This is a genomic window from Rhodopseudomonas pentothenatexigens (assembly GCF_900218015.1).
Lineage (GTDB): Bacteria > Pseudomonadota > Alphaproteobacteria > Rhizobiales > Xanthobacteraceae > Rhodopseudomonas > Rhodopseudomonas pentothenatexigens.
Window position 1 is genome coordinate 130722 of record NZ_UFQQ01000009.1, and the last position, 20259, is coordinate 150980.

The following is a 20259-nucleotide window of genomic DNA, read 5'->3' on the forward strand; positions in this document are numbered from 1 at the left end:
CGATGCGCGACCGCCTGATCTTCGCCGGTCAATTGCTGTTCACACTGCTGGTTGCTGCCTTCCTGGTGGTGCCGGCGCTGCTGTCGATCGCCGCAGGCGTCACCGCGAATTACTTCCGCGGCATCTCCTCCGGCCTCACCCTGCAATGGGTGGGGCAGGTGTGGGCGCTGTATGCCGACAGCATCGTGCTGTCTTTCGCGATTGCGCTTGCCACGCTCGCCGTGACGCTGGCGGTCGGCGTGCCGGCCGCCTACGCGCTGCACATCCGAGGCGGCGCCTGGTCGCGGTTGATCGAGGAGGTGATCACGCTGCCGCTGGCGATCCCGGGGCTGGCAATCGCTTTGGCGCTGCTGCTCACCTATGGCGGCTTCGGTGAGTTCCGCCGGTCCTGGCTGTTCATCCTGGTCGGCCATGTGGTGTTCACGATGCCGTTCATGGTTCGCGCAGTGATGGCGGTGTTCGCCACCATAGATATCCGCACCCTCGACGAAGGCGCTGCCTCGCTCGGCGCTTCGCCGGGCCGGCGGTTCGTCGATGTCATCGTCCCGAATGCAATGCCGGGCATTCTGGCCGGCGCCTTGATGGTGGTGACGCTGTCGCTGGGTGAATTCAACCTGACCTGGATGCTGCACACGCCGCTGACCAAGACGCTGCCGGTCGGACTCGCCGACAGCTATGCGTCGATGCGGCTCGAAGTCGCCTCGGCCTACACGCTGATCTTCTTCATCATGATCGTCCCCTTGCTGGTGGCGATGCAATTGCTGGCGGAACGGGAGCCGAAATCATGAAGGCGGATGCCGGGCGCGGCGCATCTGTGCGGATTGAGAACTGCGGCAAGACCTTCGCGGACGGCACGCGGGCGCTGCAGCCCGCGACGCTCGCCATCGCGCGCGGCGAGACCCTGGTCCTGCTCGGCCCCTCGGGCTGCGGCAAGACCACGATGCTGCGGATCATCGCCGGGCTGGAAGTGCCGGACAGCGGCGGGCGGGTGCTTTTCGACGGCGCCGATGTCACCGCGGTACCGATCGAGAAGCGTAACGTCGGCATGGTGTTCCAGTCCTACGCGTTGTTTCCCAACATGACGGTCGCCGACAACATCGGTTACGGGCTCAAGATCCGCGGCGTTGCCAAGGCGGAGCGCGCCGCGCGGATCGCCGAACTGGTGGCATTGACCAATATTGCCGGGCTGGAGCATCGGCGGATCGATCAACTCTCGGGCGGCCAGCGCCAGCGCGTCGCTCTGGCGCGCGCGGTGGCGATCCGTCCAGCGGTGCTGCTGCTCGATGAGCCGCTCACCGCGCTCGATGCGGCTTTGCGCGACAAGCTGCGCGGCGAGCTCGACCGGTTGCTGCGATCGCTCGGCATCACCACGATCTACGTGACCCACGACCAGGCCGAGGCGATGGCGCTCGGCGACCGCATCGTGGTGATGAGCAAGGGCGCGATCGCCCAGGTCGGCACGCCGCGCGAGATCTACTTCCAGCCCGTCTCCCGCTTCGTGGCCGAGTTCGTCGGCGCTGCCAACATCATCGAGGCGGAGATCGTCGACGGCGTCGTGCGATTGCCGGGAGGTCACTGGCGCATCGCCGGCGGCATCAACCGGACCCACGCGGTGGCGATGATCCGACCGGAGACGATCCGGATCGCCGACCCCGACACCGCGAGCCTGCACGGCATCGTCGAGAGCGTCAGCTTCGTAGGCGACCGCCAGCGCGTCGTCGTGTCCGGCGCTGCGACAGGGCCGCTATCGATCGACGCGCCAAATGCAGCGCCGATAGGGATCGGCGATCGGGTCGGCCTTGTCGTCGACGCCGAAGCCATCCGACTGCTGCCCGAACAGCTCTGAGACTCGAAGCCAACCGAGAATGGACCATGTCGCCGAAACCGATCCTGATTGCGCAGATTTCCGACCTCCACATCAAGGCGCCTGGGAGCCTCGCTTACGGCCGGGTCGACACGGCTGCGGCGTTGACGCGCTGCGTTGCGGCGCTCAACGCGCTGACGCCGCGGCCCGATCTGGTGGTGATCTCCGGCGATCTGGCGGACACTCCCACCGAGCAGGAATACGCCCACCTGTTCCAGTTGTTGGCGCCGTTGGAGATTCCCTTCGTTGCCGTTCCGGGAAATCACGATTCCCGCGAACTGATGCGGGCGGCGTTTCCGAATCCGGCGTTCCCGACCGAAGGGCCGTTCAATCAGCTCCACCCGATCCGCGAGCTCGACGTCGTGCTGCTGGATTCCAGCGTGCCGGGCGAGCCGCATGGCGAGCTGGACGCTGGCTCTTTGCAGTGGCTCGAGGCGGTGCTGTCGGCGTCCGACCAGCGTCCGGCGCTTCTGTTCCTGCACCATCCGCCTTTCCGCACCGGAATCTGGCACATGGACCGGCAGAATCTCCGCAATGCCGCGGACTTCGCCACGGTCGTCGAGCGCTATCCCTGGGTTCGTCTGGTTGGCGCTGGCCACGTTCATCGCGCCACCACGACAGCCTTCGCCGGCACCGTGGCGACAATCTGCCCTGCGCCCAACCACGCGGTGGCGCTGGACCTCTCCGAACAGTTCGCTCCCTCGTTCCGGATCGAGCCCCCAGCGTTTCATCTCCACGCCTGGTTCGAAGGTGGCGCATTCGGAGAGGTCGTCACCCATCTGGTGCCGATCGGCACGTTCGACGGGCCGCATCCGTTCTTCGGCATCGATGGCAGACTGCTCTGAGAGGACCAAACCACCCCGGCAGCGACGCCGGTAGAATAGGAACGATTTTACCTGGGGAAATTCCTCGTGCCCGGAACGATCGCGGGGCTAAGCCTTTGATGATCGGTCGGACGGGTAAGAGGATGACCGAGGTGAGCAGGAGACCGGTAGTGCTGGTGGTCGAAGACGAGCCGCTCCTGCGTATGAACGCGGTCGACATGATCGAAGCTGCCGGCTTCCAGGTGCTGGAGGCCGGTTCTGCCGATGCGGCGATCTCGATCCTGGAGGTTCGCGAGGACATCCGGCTGGTGTTCACCGACATCCAGATTCCGGGCTCGATGGATGGGTTGAAGCTGGCACGGGCGGTGCGCGGCCGGTGGCCGCCGATCAAGATCGTCGCCACCTCGGGCCGGGTGACCGTCACCCCGGACGACCTGCCCGACGGGGGGCGGTTTGTACCAAAGCCGTACACCTCGGCGCAGATCACCGGCGTGCTGCGGGAAATGTTGGTCTGATTGGAGCTTCGCCGCGCCGATCTTCGATCGGACGCTTTCCAAAATTTAATCAGTGTTGTTCCAGAAACAGGCCTTTTCGAGCTATCTTACCGTCCCAGCTACAGATTATGGGAGCCGGTGGGTCTGGAACTTCGATGAAGCGACCACTTATAATCTTTGTCCTGCTGAGCGCGGTGGCGGCTGCGGCGTATTTCTCGTTCAGCCATTGGGCGATCAAGCACGAGACCTTGACGTTCTTCGATGAGTCACGCGGTCGGCCGGTCGCGGTCGATCTGGCGGTGCGGCGCGACGCCGAAATGAAGGCCGAGGCCGGCATGGTGACGCTGCCCGTCGCCATTGTCAGCCACGGCAACACCGTCAAGAACACCGAATATTCTTTCCTGGCCAACGTGCTCGCGGCGCGGGGCTATCTGGTCGCCAGCATTCAGCACGATCTGCCCGACGACAAGCCGCTGATGACCGTCACCGGTTCGCTCTATGTCGGACGTCTGGCGGTCTACGAACGCGGCGAGAAGAACATCTTCTTCGCGATCAAGGAACTGAAGAAGATCGAGCCGAATGCCGACTATGATCATCTGACCCTGGTCGGCCATTCCAACGGCGGCGATATCTCGATGTTCTTCGCCCAGCAGCATCCGGAAATGGTCCGGCGCGTGGTGACGCTGGACAATCTGCGCGTGCCGTTCGTCACCTCCGGCTTCGCCAAGATCCTGTCGTTCCGCTCCAAGGATCCGCAGTTCAAGACCGATCCCGGCGTGCTGCCGGACCCGCACATCGCCAAGGAAGCCGGCATCGAGATCATCGATACCGGCGCCCAGCATACCGAAATGAGCGACCGCGGGCCGGACAGCGTAAAAGCGCGGATCCAGTCGACGCTCGACAAATTCCTGTCGGAAGAAGGCGGCAGTAACCTGAGGCCGCTCGACGTCCAGAAGGACATCAAGCGAATGTACAACGATCCACGCGCCATGGGACCGTAGGCTGCGGATCAAGCGCGCCGAGGATCGGGTGACGACAAGATAAAGGGCCTCGCGAAGATAAAGGGCCTCGTGCCGTCGACACGGCCGAGACCCTTTCCAGGATGCCGCTCCTGCGCTCGGATCAGCGCCAGAACAGCGCCAGCAGGATGATGATCGGCAGCGGGACGCCAATCAGCCACATCAACGCGCCTTTTCCGAAAGTCATGTCTCACGTCCTCCAGTCATCGACTGGGCGATAACCGTGTCCGTCACGAACGGTTCCGGTGCCGGCGTTCGGTTAGGCGCAGCTCATCCGGATGCCGTCTTGACGGCCGACACGCGCCGGGCGAGGGATCGGACCATGATCTGAAGTCATGGAGTGCGAGATGGCTGCGAAGGTGAGTCCGCTGGCGGGCAAGACCGTCGATCCGAACAGTCTGGTCAACGTCCCACGGCTGGTGACGGCGTATTTCGCCGGCAAGCCGGACCCCGCGGTCGCGACCGAGCGGGTGGCGTTCGGCACCTCCGGGCATCGCGGCTCGTCGCTGAACAACGCCTTCAACGAGAACCACATCGTCGCGGTCAGCCAGGCGGTGTGCGATCATCGTCGCGCCGCCGGCATCACCGGTCCGCTGTATATCGGCATCGACACCCACGCGCTTGCCGAGCCGGCGCTGGTCAGCGCGCTCGAAGTGTTCGCCGCCAACGAGATCGACGTCGTGATCGACGAGCGCGGCGGCTACACGCCGACCCCGGTGATCTCGCACGCCATCCTCACCCACAATCGTGGTCGTACCGACGGGCTCGCCGACGGCGTGGTGGTGACGCCGTCGCACAATCCGCCCGAGGACGGCGGCTTCAAGTACAATCCGCCGAACGGCGGCCCGGCCGACACCGACATCACCTCGGCGGTCGAGAAGGCCGCCAACGCGATGCTCGAGAACGGGCTGAAGGGCGTCAAGCGGATCTCCTACGATCGCGCCCGCAAAGCGGACTGCGTGCATCGCCGCGACTACATCACGCCGTATGTCGAAGACCTCGCCAATGTCGTCGACATGGAGGCGATCAGGTCGAGCGGCGTCAAGCTCGGCATCGATCCGCTCGGCGGCGCCGCGGTGCATTATTGGCAGCCGATCATCGAGCGCTACAAGCTCGACGCCAAGCTGATCAGCGCCGCGGTCGATCCGACCTTCCGCTTCATGACGGTGGACTGGGACGGCAAAGTGCGGATGGACTGCTCGTCACCTTACGCGATGGCCCGGCTGATCGGAATGCGCAACGATTTCGACGTCGCGTTCGCCAACGACACCGACGCCGACCGCCACGGCATCGTCACCCGCTCCTCGGGGCTGATGAATCCGAACCATTATCTGTCGGTCGCGATCGCCTATCTGTTCGCGCACCGGCCGCAGTGGAGCCGTGACGCCGCGATCGGCAAGACTGCGGTGTCGAGCGCGATGATCGATCGGGTCGCGAACAAGATCGGCCGCAAGGTGGTGGAGACCCCGGTCGGCTTCAAATGGTTCGTCGACGGACTGATCGGCGGCAGCTTCGGCTTTGCCGGCGAAGAGAGCGCCGGCGCCTCCTTCCTGCGCCGCGACGGCAGCGTCTGGACCACCGACAAGGACGGCATCATTCTCGGCCTGCTCGCCGCCGAGATCACCGCGGTGAGCAAGGCCGATCCGGGCGAATTGTATCAGCGGCTCACCGCCGAACTCGGTGCGCCGTTCTACGCGCGGATCGATGCGGCGGCGTCGCCGGCCCAGAAGGCGCTGTTCAAGACCCTGACGGCGGAGAAGCTCGGCATCAAGCAGCTTGCCGGCGAGCCGGTCACCGCGACGCTGACCAAGGCGCCCGGCAACGGCCAATCGATCGGCGGCGTCAAGGTGACCACCGCCAACGGCTGGTTCGCGGCGCGTCCGTCCGGCACCGAGGACGTCTACAAGATCTACGCCGAGAGCTTCGTCAGCGCCGATCACCTCGGCAAGATCCAGCACGAAGCCCAGGCCGCGCTCAGCGCAATGTTCGCCGCAGGTTGACGCGCAACAACGTTGGAACCGGCAAGCCGGGCGATGTCTGGCAGATAAATCGTCTTCGCTTCACTCCGTCATTGCGAGCGCAGCGAAGCAATCCAGACCTCTACGCAAGACGCTGGATTGCTTCGTCGCTTCGCTCCTCGCAATGGCGGACTGCGCCGTCAACGTGTGAGGTCGACCTTGTCCGGCTGGACTGAATTCGTTGCCGCCTTTGCCGTGTTCCTGCTCAGCCATGCGATTCCGGCGCGGCCGGCGGTGAGGACGAGGCTGGTCGGTGCGCTCGGCGAGCGCGGCTTCCTGATCGCCTACAGCATCGAATCGCTGGTCGTGCTGACCTGGCTGATCGTCGCCACCGAGCGGGCGCCGTTCGTCGAGCTGTGGCCGTTCGAGACCTGGCAGATGTGGGTGCCGAATCTGGCGCTGCCGCTGGCCTGCCAGTTTACGGCGTTTGGCATCGGTGCCGCCAATCCGCTATCGTTCGGCGGCGATCCGCGCAAATCCTTCGATCCGCAGCACCCGGGCGTGCTCGGCATCGTCCGGCATCCGCTGCTGTGGGCGATCGGACTGTGGGCCGGTGCGCATGCGGTGCCGAACGGCGACCTTGCCCACGTGCTGCTGTTCGGATTCTTCGCGCTGATCGCACTGCTCGGCATGACGATCATCGACCGCCGCAAGCGGCGCCAGCTCGGCGCCGAGCGCTGGGCGGAACTTGCGGCGCGGACCTCGTTCTGGCCGTTCGCGGCGCTGATCAGCGGCCGCTTCAGACCGCAGCGCTGGCGGACCAGCCTTCTCCGATTTGGCATCGGCGTTGCGGCGTGGCTGTCGCTGTTGCTGCTGCATCCGCTGGTGATCGGCGTCTCGCCGCTGCCCTGAGACAAATCCCTCTGTCATTGCGAGCGTAGCGAAGCGATCCGGCTCCGTGCACTGAGCTGGACTGTTCCGACTGCTGCATCTCCTGGCAGTGACCGCAGATGCAGCTCCCTGCAAATCGTTCGCGAGTTTGTGCTGGCACAACCAGCGCTGGACGCCGCGCTCCTACACCGGACGAGCCGGCACATCACCGCCGGCGTCAGTTCCGGTGGACCGCGATGAGCAGCACGACGATCGAATCTTCCGCAGCCGGCCCCGCCAAGCGCAAGCCGGTGCCGCGCTATCCGTTGCAGATCCGCCTGACCATCCTGTCGGCCGGGTTCCGGCCATTCTTTCTGCTCGGCGCCATCTTCGCCGCGGTCGCGGTGCTGCTGTGGCTGCCGGTGTATCACGGCGAGCTGACGCTGCAGACCACGTTTGCGCCGCGCGACTGGCACGTCCACGAGATGCTGTACGGCTATCTGCCGGCGGTGATCACCGGCTTTCTGCTGACCGCGATCCCGAACTGGACCGGTCGGCTGCCGCTGCAGGGCGCGCCGCTGGCGACGTTGGCGCTGGTCTGGCTGGCCGGACGGCTGGCGGTGACGTTCTCGGCCGACACCGGCTGGCTCGCCGCCCTGTTGATCGACGCCTGCTTCCTGCTGCTGGTGGCGCTCGCCGCGCTTCGGGAAATCCTCGCCGGCCGCAACTGGCGCAATCTCAACATCGTCGCGCTGCTGACCCTGCTGCTCGTCGGCAACGTCGCGTTCCACCTCGAAGCGCATCTCGGCGGCGCCGCCGACTACAGCATCCGCATCGGCATTGCGGTGGTGATCATGCTGATCTCGCTGATCGGCGGCCGCATCACTCCCAGCTTCACCCGCAACTGGCTGGTGCGCGCTAATCCCGGCCGGCTGCCGCAGCCGTTCAACAAGCTCGACATGGTGATCGTCGCGTTCAGCGGCCTGACGCTGGGGCTGTGGGTTGCGATGCCGTTCAGCCCGATCAGCGGTTCGGCGTTGCTGATCGCCGGCGTGCTGCATCTCGTCCGGCTGGCGCGCTGGGCCGGCGACCGCACCGTCAAGGAGAAGCTGCTGCTCGTGCTGCACGTCGGTTATTTCTTCGTCCCGCTCGGCTTTCTGTTGACCTCGGCGGCGGCATTCGGGCTGATCCCGGCCAGCGCCGGCATCCACGCCTGGATGGTCGGCGGCGCCGGCGTGATGACGCTGGCGGTGATGACCCGCGCCTCGCTCGGCCACACCGGCCAGCAACTCACCGCCTCGCTGCCGACGCAAGGGATCTATCTGGCGGCGCTGTTCGCCGTCGCCGCGCGGATCGCGGCGGCGCTACTGCCGGCCTGGAGCGATCCGCTGCTGCATCTCGCCGCGATCGGCTGGGCGGTCGCCTTCCTCGGCTTCGCGCTGAGCTACGGCCCGACGCTGCTCGCCCGTGGCAAGCCGCACTGATCCGCCCGCACCTTCACCCCACCTCGAGCCAGGACAAAGCCAATGACCGAAGCCGCCACCCCCACCGAGCGCGTGCTGGACGTCCGCGAGATCCCGCCGTATCAGCGCCACGAGATCATTCCGCGGTTGTTCGATCAGCTTGGGGTCGGCGCGACGATGCAGATTGTGGTCGATCACGATCCGCGGCCGCTGCGGCAGTTCTTCGCCTCGGTGCACGGCGACGATTGCCAGTGGACCTATCTCGAGCAGGGGCCCGAGGTGTGGCGCGTGCAGCTGCGCCGCGCCGCATAGGCATTCCGCACAGCGTCCGGTGGTGCGGTCCGCCGCGCCGCGCTAACCTTCCCGCAAAACAGTGGGAGGCGCAGCATGGACGGCGGGCAGCAGGCGGGCGGATTCGACAAGGCGGCGCATCGCGTCGTCGCGCCGCGGCCGTTTTCGGACCTTCACATCGGCGAACGCTTCGTGCTGCCGAGCCGCACCGTGACGGACGCAAACTTCGCCGCGTTCCAGGTCGTCTCCGGCGACAATCACCCGATCCATTACGACGTCGAATATTGCCGTGCGCAGGGCCATCCCGGGTTGCTCGCGCACGGGCTGCAGGTGCTGTGCTTCACCGCATCCGGCGCCGGGCTGTTTCCGCACGTGCTCGGCGAGGCGCTGCTCGCCTTCATCGAGCAGTCGTCGCAATTCCACAAGCCGGTCTATGCCGGCGACACGCTGTATCCGGCGCTCACCATCACGGAGCTGCAGCCGCAGCGCACCACCGGCATCGTCACCGTGCAGTCGACGGTGCACAATCAGCGCGGCGAGTTGGTGCTGAGCGGCGAGCAGAAGTACCTGGTGCGAATGGCCAGGCTTTGAGGACTATCCCGCGCCGAAGCGCGCGATCTCGTCGTCGGAATAGCCGGCCTGCTGCAGCACCGCCTTGGTGTGCTCGCCGAGCCGTGCCACCCGCGGGTTCGGTGACGGATTGGCCGCGGACATCCGGAACGGCAGGTTGAGCACCTGAAAACTGCCGGCGCCGTCGTGCACTTCGGCGAGCGCCTGACGATGCGCGGTCTGTGGATCGGCCATCGCCTCGGCGACGGTGCGATAGGCCGAGCAGGGCACGCCGAACTTGTCGAGCGCCGCGAGGCATTGCTTGGAGGTCAGCTTGCGCGACCAGCTCGTCTCGATCGTGTCCATCAGTTCGCCCCAGTTCAGGCGACGGTCGGCATACTTCTCGAACCGCGGATCGGTGATCAGGTCGGGACGCTCTGCCGCCAGCATGAAGCTGCGGAACGACTTTTCGCTGGCGACGGCGATCATCACGTAGCCGTCGGAGGTTTCGACCGGGCCGAATTGCGGCCGCGCCGGCAGCGTCACCGGAAACTGCGACCACTGCACTTCGTTCAGCGTCAGCGTCAGCATCGCCTCCAACATCGAGACGTCGATGTGCTGCCCTTCGCCGGTGCGCACGCGCTGATACAGCGCCGAAGTAATCGCCCCATAGGCGTAAATGCCGCTGACCACGTCGGCGAGATAGATGCCGCAGTAATCCGGGCGCTCGCGCCCGGGCTGATAGGCGAGATGCGCCATGTCGTAGCCGGAGGCGGCGTGGATCGCTGGCGCGTAGGCCGGCAGTTCGGCCGAGGGGCCGGTCTGGCCGTAGCCGGAGATCGAGCAGTAGATCAGTTCGGGATTGAAGCTGCGCAGCGAGGCGTAGTCCATCTGCAGCCGCTGCATTACGCCGGGGCGGAAGTTCTCGACCAGCACGTCGGCGGTGGCGACCAGCCGCTGCACCGCCTCGAGGCCGGCCGGCGACTTCAGGTCGAGCACGATGCTCTTCTTGCCGACGTTGAGCTGGCCGAACGCAGTACTGCAGGCGCCGCGCACCGGCGGCCGGTTGCGCATGGTGTCGCCGTCGGCGGCTTCGATCTTGATCACCTCGGCGCCCATGTCCGACAGCATCCGGGTGCAGTGCGGGCCGGCGATGGTGGTGGAGAAATCGAGCACGCGGAGCCCGTCGAGGGCCTTGGCATCGGGAGCGGTGGTGGCCTGCGGTTTCTGCGTCCGCGTTTCGACGGTCATTCGGTCTCCCCTGATGCGTCCCATTCTTGGTGCGGCGCAAAGCGGACGCCGCGCCCGTGGGAAGCTGCTTGCTCGATCACGGCAAACTAGCGGGTCGATCGGACCGGATCAACGGTCTGCGGTTCGATCGAGGCTAGGGGTCCGACAGCCAGCCCATGCTGAGCGCAAACCGCACCACTTCGACGCGGTTGTGGAAGCCGAGCTTGGCCATCCCGCGCGCCTTGTAGGTTTCCACGCTCTTGGCGCCGATCTGCAGCTTGGCGGCGATGGTCTTGTTGCTGTGGCCGATCGCGGCGAGCCGCAGCACTTCGATTTCGCGGGTCGACAGTTCCGACACCGCATTGTGCTCGTCGCCGTTGTGCAGGTGCGGCGCGGTCCGCCCGATCGCCCGGCCGGCGATCGCCGGATCGAGATAGATGCCGCCGCTGCCGACGGCATGGATGCCGCGGATCAGCTCCTCGGTGGCGGAGCGCTTCAGCACATAGCCGGCGACGCCGAGGTCGAGCAATTGCCGCAAGTAAGCGCCGTCCTCGTGCACGGTCAGCACCAGCACCCGGCACTCCGGGCAGGCGGCGAGAAATTTCCGTGCCACCTCGATGCCGTTGAGGCCGGGCATCGACAGATCGAGCACGGCGACGTCGGGCTTGAGTTCGGTGGCGCGGCGCAGCGCGTTGGGGCCGTCATTGGCTTCACCGACCACCTCCAGGCCCGGATCGCCGTCGAGCAGAGCCTTCATGCCGCTGAGCACGACCGGATGATCGTCGGCGAGAAACACGCGCAGTCGGGAAGACGCTTGCTGATCCATCACGGTCACGTCCATCGGTCACAACGGAATTCGGGCGTAGAGCGTGGTGCCCTTGCCCGGCGCAGTTTCGAGTTCGAGCGAGCCGCCGACCAGCGACAATCGCTCCCGGATGCCGAGCAGGCCGAGCCGGCTGGTCGGCTGTTTCGGACCGGTGGTGGAGAAGCCCCGGCCATCGTCTTCGACGATCATCGTCACCTCGTCGCCGCTCAGCCGCAGGATCACGCCGACCTGACGGGCGGCGGCATGGCGGACTACGTTGGTCAGCGCTTCCTGCAATACCCGGTACAGCGTGGTCTCGACCGCTGACGGCAGCCGGCGCGTGCCGAGCGTCATATGCAGATCGAACTGGATGTTGGATGTCTCGCTCCACGAATCCAGCAGGTTCTGAATCGCGGTTTGGATGCCGAGATCGTCGAGCACGCTCGGACGGATCTCCCAGGCGAGCCGGCCGGTCTGACGGCCGAGATCCGCGGTCAGACTTCGCATCTCGGCGATGCGCTGCTGCAGTTCCGGCCGGTCGCCGGCGGCTTGGCCGAGCTTGTCGAAGCCGAGCTGCAGCAGGGTCAGCGACTGCCCGAGCGTGTCGTGCAGCTCGCGGGCAATACGAAGGCGTTCGGCCTCCTGATCCTCGACGGTCCGGCGCAACACCTGCGAGAGGTCGGCCTCCACCAGCACGCGGCGATCCTTCTCTTCCTGCAGGCTCTGAGCGACATCTTTGGACCGGTTCAGGCCAACTTCGAGCTGCCGCATCAGTTGTTGTTGGAGAAGTTGCGCCGACCTCCGTTCGCGCGCGATGCCGTCGATCCGGCGTCGTACGACCTCGATCAGGGAATCGCGCAGCCGGTGAGCGGCGTCGATCTCGGCTTCGCACCAAGGGTCGCTGTGCAGCCGGACCGACTCCCGCCAATGTGCGGCGCCGCCGCTGCCCGACGCCCGCGTGCCGTCCCTGTCGACGCCCACCGGCCTGTTCGGCGCGCCGGCCCAGGTGACGTGGCGGACGACTTCGGGACGGAACCACAGCACGTAATCGCGCGGTGTGTTCGACAGCGACAGTGCGATCAGCCCGCAGGCTTGGGCTGCGAATGCTCTGGCCGGCGGAAACACCAGCGGCAGGCATTCGGTATGGAAAACGCCGTCCTGCGCCACGCCATGCAGCCAGCCGATCAAGGATGCGATCTGCGCCGCGTCCGGGGTCTGGCCGGTCCCGGTGAATTGACCGTCGATCCACAACCCGACCCCTGCCGCCGGGATGAAGCCGAGCAGGCTCGGATAGAACCGGATCAACCCCTCCGCGAGGTCGGACTCCTGGCTCATCCGCGTCACCAGTTCCTCATGAATGCGGCCGCTGTGCAGCCGCGCAGTGAGCTGCTCCGCGGCGAGCCGCGTCTCGATCTGTGACGACGCCATCTCGCTGAACAGCGCGCATGTCTCGCGCATGCGGTAGGGCAGAAACCGCGGCGTGCGGTGGTGGCAGACCAGCAGTCCCCAGAGCTCGCCGTCGACCACGAGCGACAGCGACAACGAGGCCGCGACGCCGAGTCGAGCCAGATATTGTCTGTGGTCGGGGGAGGCACTGCGGATCGAGCTCTGGGAAAGCTCCAGCGCTGCGCCGCTGCGCGGATTGACCTCCGGCACGATGGGCGCGGCGATCGCCCGGGTGTCGGGCTGCATACTGATCCGGTTGCAGATCCCTGGCCGCTTCGGAATGTCGGGCTGCGGATCGCGCAGCCCGAGAAACGAGCCGACCTCCGGTGCCCGGCATTCTGCGATCACGTCGCAGCAGCCATCGGAAGCAAAGCGGTACACCATCACCCGGTCGAAGCCGGTCACGCGGCGTAGTTCGGTCGCCATCGCCTCGCAGAATCCCTGCACCGAAGACGCCGGCTGCACCCGCCGGATCATCGATTGCACCAGCGCGAGCGAATCGTCGGGCGGCGGCTCGCGCCGCGGATCGAATTCGGCCACCAGCAGGCCGGAGGCGTGATGGACGATCACGTCGGTGGGGGGGGCATCCGGTGCGTTCAACGTGAATGCGTGGAGCGGCCGCTCGATTGGCCGCTCAGCCATCGCCAGGGTTCGGAGTCTGGCGATCTGGTCGGAGGAGAATGCGGTGCTGGCTGCAGTCCCGGGCAGCAGAACCGCGGCGGTTCCCAACAGCTCCTCGGTCGCGCCTCCGGCTTGAACGATCGTCAGATCGTCCGGCGCCAATGCCAGCAATGCCGCATGGGGATGGATCGAGTCGGACGGGAATGCTCCAAGGCGCGGGCCACCAAAGTGGTCGGACTCGGGGCAGCTCGCGGGTCTGGACTCGGCCGAATTGTCAAGACCAGAGTACATTTCGATCAACTCAATTTTCCGTGTCCGGGACACGTCGGACCGGTTTGAGGCTGTCCGGTATGACACGGACAGTCTCTTGTGTCATGTTAAATTGACAAAGATGTGTGTCAGGATACTCTTACAATCACTCGGATGTGATCAGGGCGTGAGCGTTGATCGGCCGAGGGCTGGAAGCATCCGCATCGGCCGCACCAACGCGAGACGTCTCGTCGTTGGCGGCGGTCGATCGGGGCGAACAGGAAATGCTGAGACCAAGCGAACGAATGTTCGGCGTAGCAGCGAAAATCAACCTACGTGCAGGTTCAGCACGGCACTGATCGTAAGTCTCTCAGGAGGATTTACTATGGCAGACGATCCGAACAAGGTCTGGCCGACCGGTCTGACGATCGCGGAATCGGAAGAGCTCCACAAGCATGTGATCGACGGCACGCGCATCTTCGGTGCGATCGCCATCGTCGCTCACTTCCTGGCGTATGTTTACTCGCCCTGGCTGCACTAAGGAGTCACTAAGATGAATCAAGGTCGTATTTGGACTGTGGTGAAGCCGACCGTTGGTCTTCCGCTGCTGCTCGGCAGCGTCACCGTGATCGCGATCCTGGTGCACTTCGCTCTCCTGAGCAACACCACCTGGTTCCCGAAGTACTGGAACGGTAAGACCGCGGCGATCGAGAGCTCGGTCTCCATCGGCTGATTCAGCTTCGTTTGAAGCTGTCGTGGCTGGACCGGGATCCAAGGGTCCCGGTCGCTTGCTTTGTAGCCGGCGTACGGAGATTTGATCTGCCGCAGTTCATCTTCGGTCGCAAAGTGGTGCTGTTCGTTCGGACGCCGGCGGTCGTAGTCGCCGGGCTCACGCAAGCTGGAATTGCTGCACGATGAACACAGTCAGCCAGAAGATGATGAAAGTCTGGGGTTCGCTCGGGCCCCGCTTTCTGCCTTTCGCGGATGCGGCCACGCCGGATCTGCCATTGACGCGATTGTTGCGCCTGTCGCTGTTTCAGGTGGCGGTTGGTATGTCGCTGGTGCTGCTGGTCGGCACCCTCAACCGAGTGATGATCGTCGAGCTCAACGTGCCGGCGTCCATCGTCGGCATCATGGTTTCGCTACCACTGATTTTTGCGCCGTTCCGCGCCTTGATCGGCTTCAAGTCCGACATTCACAAATCTGCGCTGGGCTGGCGCCGGGTGCCGTTCCTTTACAAGGGCACCATGGTGCAGTTCGGCGGCTTGGCCATTCTGCCGTTCGCGCTGCTGGTGCTGTCCGGTGGCGGCGACGCGGGCCAGGCGCCGGTGTGGGTCGGGCAGGTTGCGGCGGCCGCGGCGTTCCTGCTGATCGGCGCCGGTGTGCACACTACTCAGACCGTCGGACTGGCGCTGGCGACCGATTTGGCGCCGCCGGAGTCGCGGCCGAAGGTCGTCGGCCTGATGTACACCATGCTGATGTTCGGCATGATCGCCAGCGCGATCATCTTCGGCATGCTGCTCGCCGACTTCTCGCCTGGGCGCCTGATTCAGGTGATCCAGGGTTCCGCCGTGGTCACCATCGTCCTCAACGGCATCGCGTCGTGGAAGATGGAAGCACGGCGCCGTGACAATCCCAATCAGGCGACCGCGCATCCCGATGCGCCGAGTGGCGGCTTCCGGGAGTCGTGGGAGGCGTTCATCCATGGCCCGAATGCGATGCGCCGGCTGATTGCGGTCGGTTTCGGCACCATGGCGTTCAGCATGGAAGACGTGTTGCTCGAACCGTATGGCGGACAGATCCTGAATCTGAGCGTCGGCGATACCACCAAGCTCACGGCAGCTTTGGCGGTCGGTGGCCTGTTGGGCTTCGGCTACGCGTCGCGCGTGCTCAGCCGTGGCGCCGATCCGTTCCGGATGGCGAGCTTCGGGGCGCTGGTTGGTATTCCTGCCTTCCTTGCGGTGATCTTCTCCGCGAGCCTGTCTTCGACAATGGCCTCGGCACTGGTGTTCGGCTTCGGGACGCTGATGATCGGCTTCGGTGCTGGTCTGTTCGGCCACGGCACGCTGACGGCGACGATGAATGCGGCCCCGAAGGATCAGGTCGGACTCGCGCTCGGTGCATGGGGCGCGGTGCAGGCTTCTGCTGCCGGTGTCGCGATCGCGCTGGGCGGTATTTTGCGCGATCTGGTAACCGCTTATGCCCCGCAGGGGTGGGGCGGCGCCGCGGCGGGTTATCACTTTGTCTATTACCTCGAACTAGTGTTGCTCATTGCGACGCTGGTGACGATGTTCCCTCTGACGCGGCGGCGCGAGACGATTCTGATGCAGGGCCAGCTGACCGGTTCCTGAAAGTGAGACGGAGTAACCATGACGCAAATCATCGCCCGCTTGTATGATTCCAGCAGCCGCCTGTCGGCGCTGGAAAGCGATCTGAAAAGCAACAACCTGAAATATACGGTCGTCACCTCCGGCCGTTCATCGGTCGAGGAGATCACCGCAGCGCTGGCCAAGGCCGGCGTGTCGCGGTCCGAAGCGGCGACCTACGCCGATTACGTCCGGAAGGGCGGGGTCGTCGTCGCAGCGCAGGCCGAGTTCGGCTTCGGCGCCAAGGCGACCAAGATTCTCGACAGCTACGGGCCGAACCCGATCAGCCTGAAATCGTCGTCTTCGCGCGCCGCCGAACTGAGCGATGCCGCGCCGTTCTCGAACATGATCCACGCGCCGGTCCTGCTCGGCACCTCCGGTCCGTACAAATCCTATTCCGGTGACTTGCTGCTGGTCGACAGCGACAAGACCTTCTCTGGTACGCCGCTGGTTATCAGCAGCGATGGCCCGTATCAGTCGTTCTCCGGAACACCGTTGTTGCTCGACAGCAGCGGCCCATACAAGTCCTTCTCCGGGACTCCTCTGTTGCTGGACACCAGCGGTCCGTACAAGTCCTACTCGGGCGAGCCGCTGTTGATCAACAACGCCACACCCTTCTCCTCCTGGCTGGGCCTGCCAGTGCTACTCTAAGTAAAGGAATCGACCATGAGCGAAGAATACAAAGGACACTCTGGACATCCGCTGATCCTCAAGCAGGAAGGCGAATACAAGAGCTATTCCGGTGAACCGCTGATCCTGAAGCAGGAAGGCGAGTACAAGGGTTATTCCGGTACGCCGCTGATCCTCGAACAGAAGGGCGAGTATCAGAGCTTCTCCGGCACCCCGCTGGTTCTGAAGCAGGACGGTGAATACCGGGGCTTCTCCGGCATGCCGCTGATCCTGAAGCAGGACGGCGAGTACAAGTCGTTCTCCGGCTACCCGCTGCTGCTCGATATCTGAGTCGGCAAGCATCACAGGTCCCATGACGCCGCGGGCAGCAATGTCCGCGGCGCCGTGCGTTTGGGTCGCAAGAAAATGCTGGGCAAACGCGCGCCCAGCGGTCAATCTGTTTCCAACGACACAAGAAAAGTCGAGGAAACATGACCCAAGCTGCCTCCGCTGCGCCCCGCAGCGCCGCGGCGTCCGCGCCGTTCAGCGGTCCCGCTCCCCAAACCGACTGCGAACATGTCGACGTCCTGATCGTCGGCGCCGGAATTTCCGGCATCGGTGCAGCCTATCACCTGACGACGCAGTGCCCCGGCACACGTTTTGCGGTGCTCGAAGCCCAGGATGGCTTCGGCGGCACCTGGCGGACCCATCGCTATCCAGGTATCCGCTCCGACAGCGATCTCTACACGTTCGGCTATCGCTTCAAGCCGTGGACCGGCAAGCCGATCGCGACGGCTGCCGAGATCCGCGACTATCTCGGTGAAGTGATCGCCGAGCACGATCTTGCCGGCCATATCCGCTACCGCCACCGCATCGTGTCGGCGAGCTGGTCGAGCGAGGACGCCTGCTGGACGATCGAGGCGCTGCGCGGCGAGGGCGGGGAGGTGGTGCGCTTCACCGCCAACTTCCTGTGGATGTGTCAGGGCTACTATCGCCACAGCGAAGGCTACACCCCGGAGTGGCCGGGCATGGCCGAGTTCGAGGGACGGATCGTCCACCCACAGACCTGGCCGGATGACCTCGACATTTCCGGCAAGCGGGTGATCGTGATCGGGTCCGGCGCGACGGCCGCGACTCTGGTGCCGTCGATCGCCCCTGCGGCTGAACACGTCACGGTCCTGCAGCGCTCGCCGACCTATTTCATTCCCGGCCGCAACAAGATCGAGATCGCCGACACGCTGCGCGAGCTCGGCATCTCCGAGGATTGGATCCACGAGATCGTCCGTCGCAAGATCCTGTTCGATCAGGCGACCTTCACCCGCCGCTCGATGACCGAGCCCGAGGTGGTGAAACAGGAGCTGCTGGCGGGCGTGCGCGCGCATCTCGGGCCCGATGCCGACCTCGATCCGCATTTCATGCCGAGCTACCGGCCGTGGCGGCAGCGCATCGCCTTCGTTCCGGATGGCGATCTGTTCAAGGCGATTGCGTCGGGCAAGGCCTCGGTGGTCACCGACGAGATCGAGCGCTTCACCGCGACCGGGATCAGGCTGAAGTCCGGTGAGACGCTGGAGGCCGATATCGTCGTCACCGCTACCGGCTTCAACCTCAATGTGCTCGGCGACATCGCGTTTTCGATCGACGGCGAGCCGCTGGATTTCGCCGAGACCGTCACCTATCGCGGCATGATGTTCACCGGGGTGCCGAACATGGCCTGGGTGTTCGGCTATTTCCGTGCGAGCTGGACGCTGCGCGCCGACCTGGTTGCGGACTTCGTCTGCCGGCTGCTGAGCCATATGAAGGCCCAGGGCTATCGCAGCGTGGTCCCGGCGCTGCGGCCGGAGGACCGCGACATGCCGCTGCTGCCATGGATCGATCCGGAAAACTTCAATCCGGGGTACCTGATGCGCGGCATGCACCTGTTGCCAAGGCGCGGTGACAAGCCGGAGTGGCAGCACAGCCAAGATTATTGGACCGAGAAGGACCAGTTCCCGGCGATCGATCTCACCGATCCCGCCTTCGTGTACGCGGCCTGAAGCCGCGAGCCTTTGTCACAAATCCTGCGCGGACGGTTGTCGCCAAACCGACAGCCGATTCGGCGGGGGATGGCGAGTTAATCATCGGTTAATTGCGCAGCAGTCCATTAACCTGCGGCGTTTGTTCGCATTTTTCCAGATTCACGGAGGTGTGACACGGCGAAAGCCGAGGCGGATCAGGCGGTTCCCCGTCGTGTGACATTGCGCCGCCACCACCCCATGTTGTGCTGCACAAATTAGCGATTAACATCTGTTCATCAGTCGCTTCCACGATCGAGGACGGCTGTCGGCGGTCTGTGGTCGCTGATGGTCCGGGCCTTGCTTTGATCGGGGCGAGGCGAACGGAATGAGGTTTTCCAATGCGGGGATGGACTAGGTTTGCATTGACGGGGCTGGCGCTCGCCTTCCTGGCGCCGGCGCTTGCCGGCTGCGACGAGCCGTCCGTTGCCAATGCGTCGGCCGCCGAGAAGCCGGAGGTCAGCATCGTTACGGTGAAGCCGCAGCCGCGCTCGATCGTGCGTGAGCTGCCGGGGCGGATCGCGCCGATCCGGGTGGCGGACGTTCGCCCCCGGGTGTCCGGAATTATCCTGCGCCGGACGTTCCAGCAGGGCAGCGAGGTCAACGCCGGCGATCCGCTGTATCACATCGACCCGCGTCCCTTCGAGGTCGAGCTGCAGGCTGCCGAAGCCGCGCTCGCCAAGGCGACGGCTGCGCGCGATCAGGCCGACATGCACGCCAAGCGCGTGTCGACGCTCGCCAGCGAGCAGGCGGCGTCGCGTGCCGCAAGCGAGGCTGCGACCAGCAATCTGCGCCAGGCGGTGGCCGAGGTCGCGGTCCGTGAGGCCGAGGTCGCCCGCGCCAAGCTGAATCTGGAATACGCCACCATCCGGGCGCCGATCAGCGGCCGGATCGGCGCCGCGCTGGTCAGCGAGGGCGCGCTGGTGGTGCAGAACGACTCCACCAGTCTGGCCACCATCCAGCAGCTCGATCACGTCTACGCCGACTTCACCCAGCCGGTATCGGAGATGGCGCGGCTGCGCCGCGCGTTCGATTCCGGCGAGCTCGACCAGATCGCGCCGGACGCGGTGCGTGCCCACCTCGTGCTCGACGACGGCACCCAATATCCGGTGCACGGCAAGCTGCTGTTCTCGGATGCCAAGGTCGACGCCTATACTGGCCAGGTGACGCTGCGCGCCGAGTTCGACAATCCGAAGCGCGAGCTGCTGCCGGGTATGTATGTCCGGGTCCGGATCGAGCAGGGCATCGACGCCGACGCGATCGCGGTGCCGGAGCAGGCGGTGCAGCGCAACACCGGCGGCGGCAGCGAGGTGTTCGTGGTCAAGCCTGACAACCGGATCGCCGTGCAGGCGGTGCGTCTCGGCCCGCAGCAGGACGGCCAGTGGCTGGTGCTCGACGGCCTCAAGCCGGGAGAACGCGTGGTGGTCGAAGGGTTTCAGAAGTTCGCCGCAGGCGACACAGTAACCCCGGTGAGCGTCGGCGAACGTCGCTCGGCATCCGCGCTGCCGGAGACCACGGGTTCCGTCAGCGCGGTGCGATAGGCGCCGCGG

General features: G+C 65.3%; 20 protein-coding genes. 17 read left to right on the top strand and 3 right to left on the bottom strand.

The genetic code is table 11. The features are described 5' to 3' along the window. The first annotated feature begins 2 nt into the window (after positions 1-2). From DWA33_RS10400 to DWA33_RS10445, 10 genes are all read left to right on the top strand, one after another. Complete coding sequence (locus tag DWA33_RS10400; RefSeq protein WP_114358015.1) at positions 3-788, top strand: ABC transporter permease; 786 nt, start codon at positions 3-5, stop codon at positions 786-788. Beyond that, a complete protein-coding gene (locus DWA33_RS10405; protein ID WP_114358016.1) occupies positions 785-1846 on the top strand; it encodes an ABC transporter ATP-binding protein in 1062 nt (353 codons plus the stop codon). The genes DWA33_RS10400 and DWA33_RS10405 overlap by 4 nt, the downstream gene beginning before the upstream one ends. A gap of 26 nt (positions 1847-1872) precedes the next feature. Further along, a complete protein-coding gene (locus DWA33_RS10410; RefSeq protein WP_114358017.1) occupies positions 1873-2709 on the top strand; it encodes a phosphodiesterase in 837 nt (278 codons plus the stop codon). Positions 2710-2831: 122 nt separating this feature from the next. After that, positions 2832-3203 (top strand): response regulator, encoded by a 372-nt coding sequence (locus DWA33_RS10415; protein ID WP_181902397.1) that lies wholly within the window; start codon positions 2832-2834, stop codon positions 3201-3203. Between the two features lie 134 nt (positions 3204-3337). Then, positions 3338-4183: an alpha/beta fold hydrolase gene (locus DWA33_RS10420; RefSeq protein WP_114358018.1), complete on the top strand. Its 846-nt coding sequence runs from the start codon at positions 3338-3340 to the stop codon at positions 4181-4183. A 365-nt stretch (positions 4184-4548) separates the two neighbouring features. Beyond that, complete coding sequence (gene pgm, locus DWA33_RS10425; protein WP_114358090.1) at positions 4549-6201, top strand: phosphoglucomutase (alpha-D-glucose-1,6-bisphosphate-dependent); 1653 nt, start codon at positions 4549-4551, stop codon at positions 6199-6201. 177 nt (positions 6202-6378) lie between these two features. After that, the gene (locus DWA33_RS10430; protein ID WP_114358091.1) at positions 6379-7071 is read left to right on the top strand and encodes an NnrU family protein; all 693 of its coding nucleotides are present in this window, start codon (positions 6379-6381) and stop codon (positions 7069-7071) included. A gap of 215 nt (positions 7072-7286) precedes the next feature. Further along, a complete protein-coding gene (locus DWA33_RS10435; protein WP_114358019.1) occupies positions 7287-8513 on the top strand; it encodes an NnrS family protein in 1227 nt (408 codons plus the stop codon). A gap of 42 nt (positions 8514-8555) precedes the next feature. Continuing rightward, positions 8556-8804, top strand: a complete 249-nt coding sequence (locus DWA33_RS10440) for a DUF2249 domain-containing protein (protein ID WP_114358020.1) — start codon at positions 8556-8558, stop codon at positions 8802-8804. Positions 8805-8879: 75 nt separating this feature from the next. Then, complete coding sequence (locus DWA33_RS10445; RefSeq protein WP_114358021.1) at positions 8880-9374, top strand: MaoC family dehydratase; 495 nt, start codon at positions 8880-8882, stop codon at positions 9372-9374. A gap of 3 nt (positions 9375-9377) precedes the next feature. On the opposite strand, the gene DWA33_RS10450 is transcribed toward DWA33_RS10445, so the two are convergent. The 3 genes from DWA33_RS10450 to DWA33_RS10460 all read right to left on the bottom strand — a co-directional run bounded on the left by DWA33_RS10450 (position 9378) and on the right by DWA33_RS10460 (position 13725). After that, the gene (locus DWA33_RS10450; RefSeq protein WP_114358022.1) at positions 9378-10583 is read right to left on the bottom strand and encodes a CaiB/BaiF CoA transferase family protein; all 1206 of its coding nucleotides are present in this window, start codon (positions 10581-10583) and stop codon (positions 9378-9380) included. Between the two features lie 133 nt (positions 10584-10716). Continuing rightward, entirely contained in the window at positions 10717-11388 is a 672-nt protein-coding gene (locus DWA33_RS10455) for a response regulator transcription factor (RefSeq protein WP_114358092.1), read from the bottom strand. Positions 11389-11406: 18 nt separating this feature from the next. Next, on the bottom strand, positions 11407-13725 hold the full coding sequence (locus DWA33_RS10460; protein ID WP_114358093.1) for a GAF domain-containing protein: 2319 nt from the start codon (positions 13723-13725) through the stop codon (positions 11407-11409). A gap of 343 nt (positions 13726-14068) precedes the next feature. Here DWA33_RS10460 and pufB point away from each other — a divergent pair, with 343 nt between their 5' ends. From pufB to DWA33_RS10495, 7 genes are all read left to right on the top strand, one after another. After that, positions 14069-14224 carry a light-harvesting antenna LH1, beta subunit gene (gene pufB, locus DWA33_RS10465; RefSeq protein ID WP_011157052.1) on the top strand — a complete coding sequence of 52 codons (156 nt, stop codon included), beginning with the start codon at positions 14069-14071 and terminating at the stop codon, positions 14222-14224. A gap of 12 nt (positions 14225-14236) precedes the next feature. Beyond that, a complete protein-coding gene (locus tag DWA33_RS10470) occupies positions 14237-14416 on the top strand; it encodes a light-harvesting protein (RefSeq protein WP_114358023.1) in 180 nt (59 codons plus the stop codon). A gap of 181 nt (positions 14417-14597) precedes the next feature. Further along, a complete protein-coding gene (locus tag DWA33_RS10475; RefSeq protein ID WP_114358024.1) occupies positions 14598-16034 on the top strand; it encodes a PucC family protein in 1437 nt (478 codons plus the stop codon). Positions 16035-16052: 18 nt separating this feature from the next. Next, entirely contained in the window at positions 16053-16700 is a 648-nt protein-coding gene (locus DWA33_RS10480; protein ID WP_114358025.1) for a hypothetical protein, read from the top strand. Between the two features lie 15 nt (positions 16701-16715). Beyond that, entirely contained in the window at positions 16716-17009 is a 294-nt protein-coding gene (locus DWA33_RS10485) for a hypothetical protein (RefSeq protein ID WP_114358026.1), read from the top strand. 140 nt (positions 17010-17149) lie between these two features. Then, positions 17150-18691, top strand: coding sequence for a flavin-containing monooxygenase (locus DWA33_RS10490; protein WP_114358027.1), 1542 nt, complete (start codon positions 17150-17152; stop codon positions 18689-18691). 359 nt (positions 18692-19050) lie between these two features. Then, positions 19051-20250, top strand: coding sequence for an efflux RND transporter periplasmic adaptor subunit (locus tag DWA33_RS10495; RefSeq protein WP_114358028.1), 1200 nt, complete (start codon positions 19051-19053; stop codon positions 20248-20250). The last annotated feature ends 9 nt before the right edge of the window (positions 20251-20259 follow it).

Excerpts from the sequence above, each read along its gene's own strand:
- DWA33_RS10400 (WP_114358015.1), top strand. The coding sequence starts at position 3 with ATGCGCGACCGCCTGATCTTCGCCGGTCAATTGCTGTTCACACTGCTG.
- DWA33_RS10405 (WP_114358016.1), top strand. The coding sequence starts at position 785 with ATGAAGGCGGATGCCGGGCGCGGCGCATCTGTGCGGATTGAGAACTGC.
- DWA33_RS10410 (WP_114358017.1), top strand. The coding sequence starts at position 1,873 with ATGTCGCCGAAACCGATCCTGATTGCGCAGATTTCCGACCTCCACATC.
- DWA33_RS10415 (WP_181902397.1), top strand. The coding sequence starts at position 2,832 with ATGACCGAGGTGAGCAGGAGACCGGTAGTGCTGGTGGTCGAAGACGAG.
- DWA33_RS10420 (WP_114358018.1), top strand. The coding sequence starts at position 3,338 with ATGAAGCGACCACTTATAATCTTTGTCCTGCTGAGCGCGGTGGCGGCT.
- pgm (WP_114358090.1), top strand. The coding sequence starts at position 4,549 with ATGGCTGCGAAGGTGAGTCCGCTGGCGGGCAAGACCGTCGATCCGAAC.
- DWA33_RS10435 (WP_114358019.1), top strand. The coding sequence starts at position 7,287 with ATGAGCAGCACGACGATCGAATCTTCCGCAGCCGGCCCCGCCAAGCGC.
- DWA33_RS10440 (WP_114358020.1), top strand. The coding sequence starts at position 8,556 with ATGACCGAAGCCGCCACCCCCACCGAGCGCGTGCTGGACGTCCGCGAG.
- DWA33_RS10445 (WP_114358021.1), top strand. The coding sequence starts at position 8,880 with ATGGACGGCGGGCAGCAGGCGGGCGGATTCGACAAGGCGGCGCATCGC.
- DWA33_RS10450 (WP_114358022.1), bottom strand. The coding sequence starts at position 10,583 with ATGACCGTCGAAACGCGGACGCAGAAACCGCAGGCCACCACCGCTCCC.
- DWA33_RS10455 (WP_114358092.1), bottom strand. The coding sequence starts at position 11,388 with ATGGATCAGCAAGCGTCTTCCCGACTGCGCGTGTTTCTCGCCGACGAT.
- DWA33_RS10460 (WP_114358093.1), bottom strand. The coding sequence starts at position 13,725 with ATGTACTCTGGTCTTGACAATTCGGCCGAGTCCAGACCCGCGAGCTGC.
- pufB (WP_011157052.1), top strand. The coding sequence starts at position 14,069 with ATGGCAGACGATCCGAACAAGGTCTGGCCGACCGGTCTGACGATCGCG.
- DWA33_RS10470 (WP_114358023.1), top strand. The coding sequence starts at position 14,237 with ATGAATCAAGGTCGTATTTGGACTGTGGTGAAGCCGACCGTTGGTCTT.
- DWA33_RS10475 (WP_114358024.1), top strand. The coding sequence starts at position 14,598 with ATGAACACAGTCAGCCAGAAGATGATGAAAGTCTGGGGTTCGCTCGGG.
- DWA33_RS10480 (WP_114358025.1), top strand. The coding sequence starts at position 16,053 with ATGACGCAAATCATCGCCCGCTTGTATGATTCCAGCAGCCGCCTGTCG.
- DWA33_RS10485 (WP_114358026.1), top strand. The coding sequence starts at position 16,716 with ATGAGCGAAGAATACAAAGGACACTCTGGACATCCGCTGATCCTCAAG.
- DWA33_RS10490 (WP_114358027.1), top strand. The coding sequence starts at position 17,150 with ATGACCCAAGCTGCCTCCGCTGCGCCCCGCAGCGCCGCGGCGTCCGCG.
- DWA33_RS10495 (WP_114358028.1), top strand. The coding sequence starts at position 19,051 with ATGCGGGGATGGACTAGGTTTGCATTGACGGGGCTGGCGCTCGCCTTC.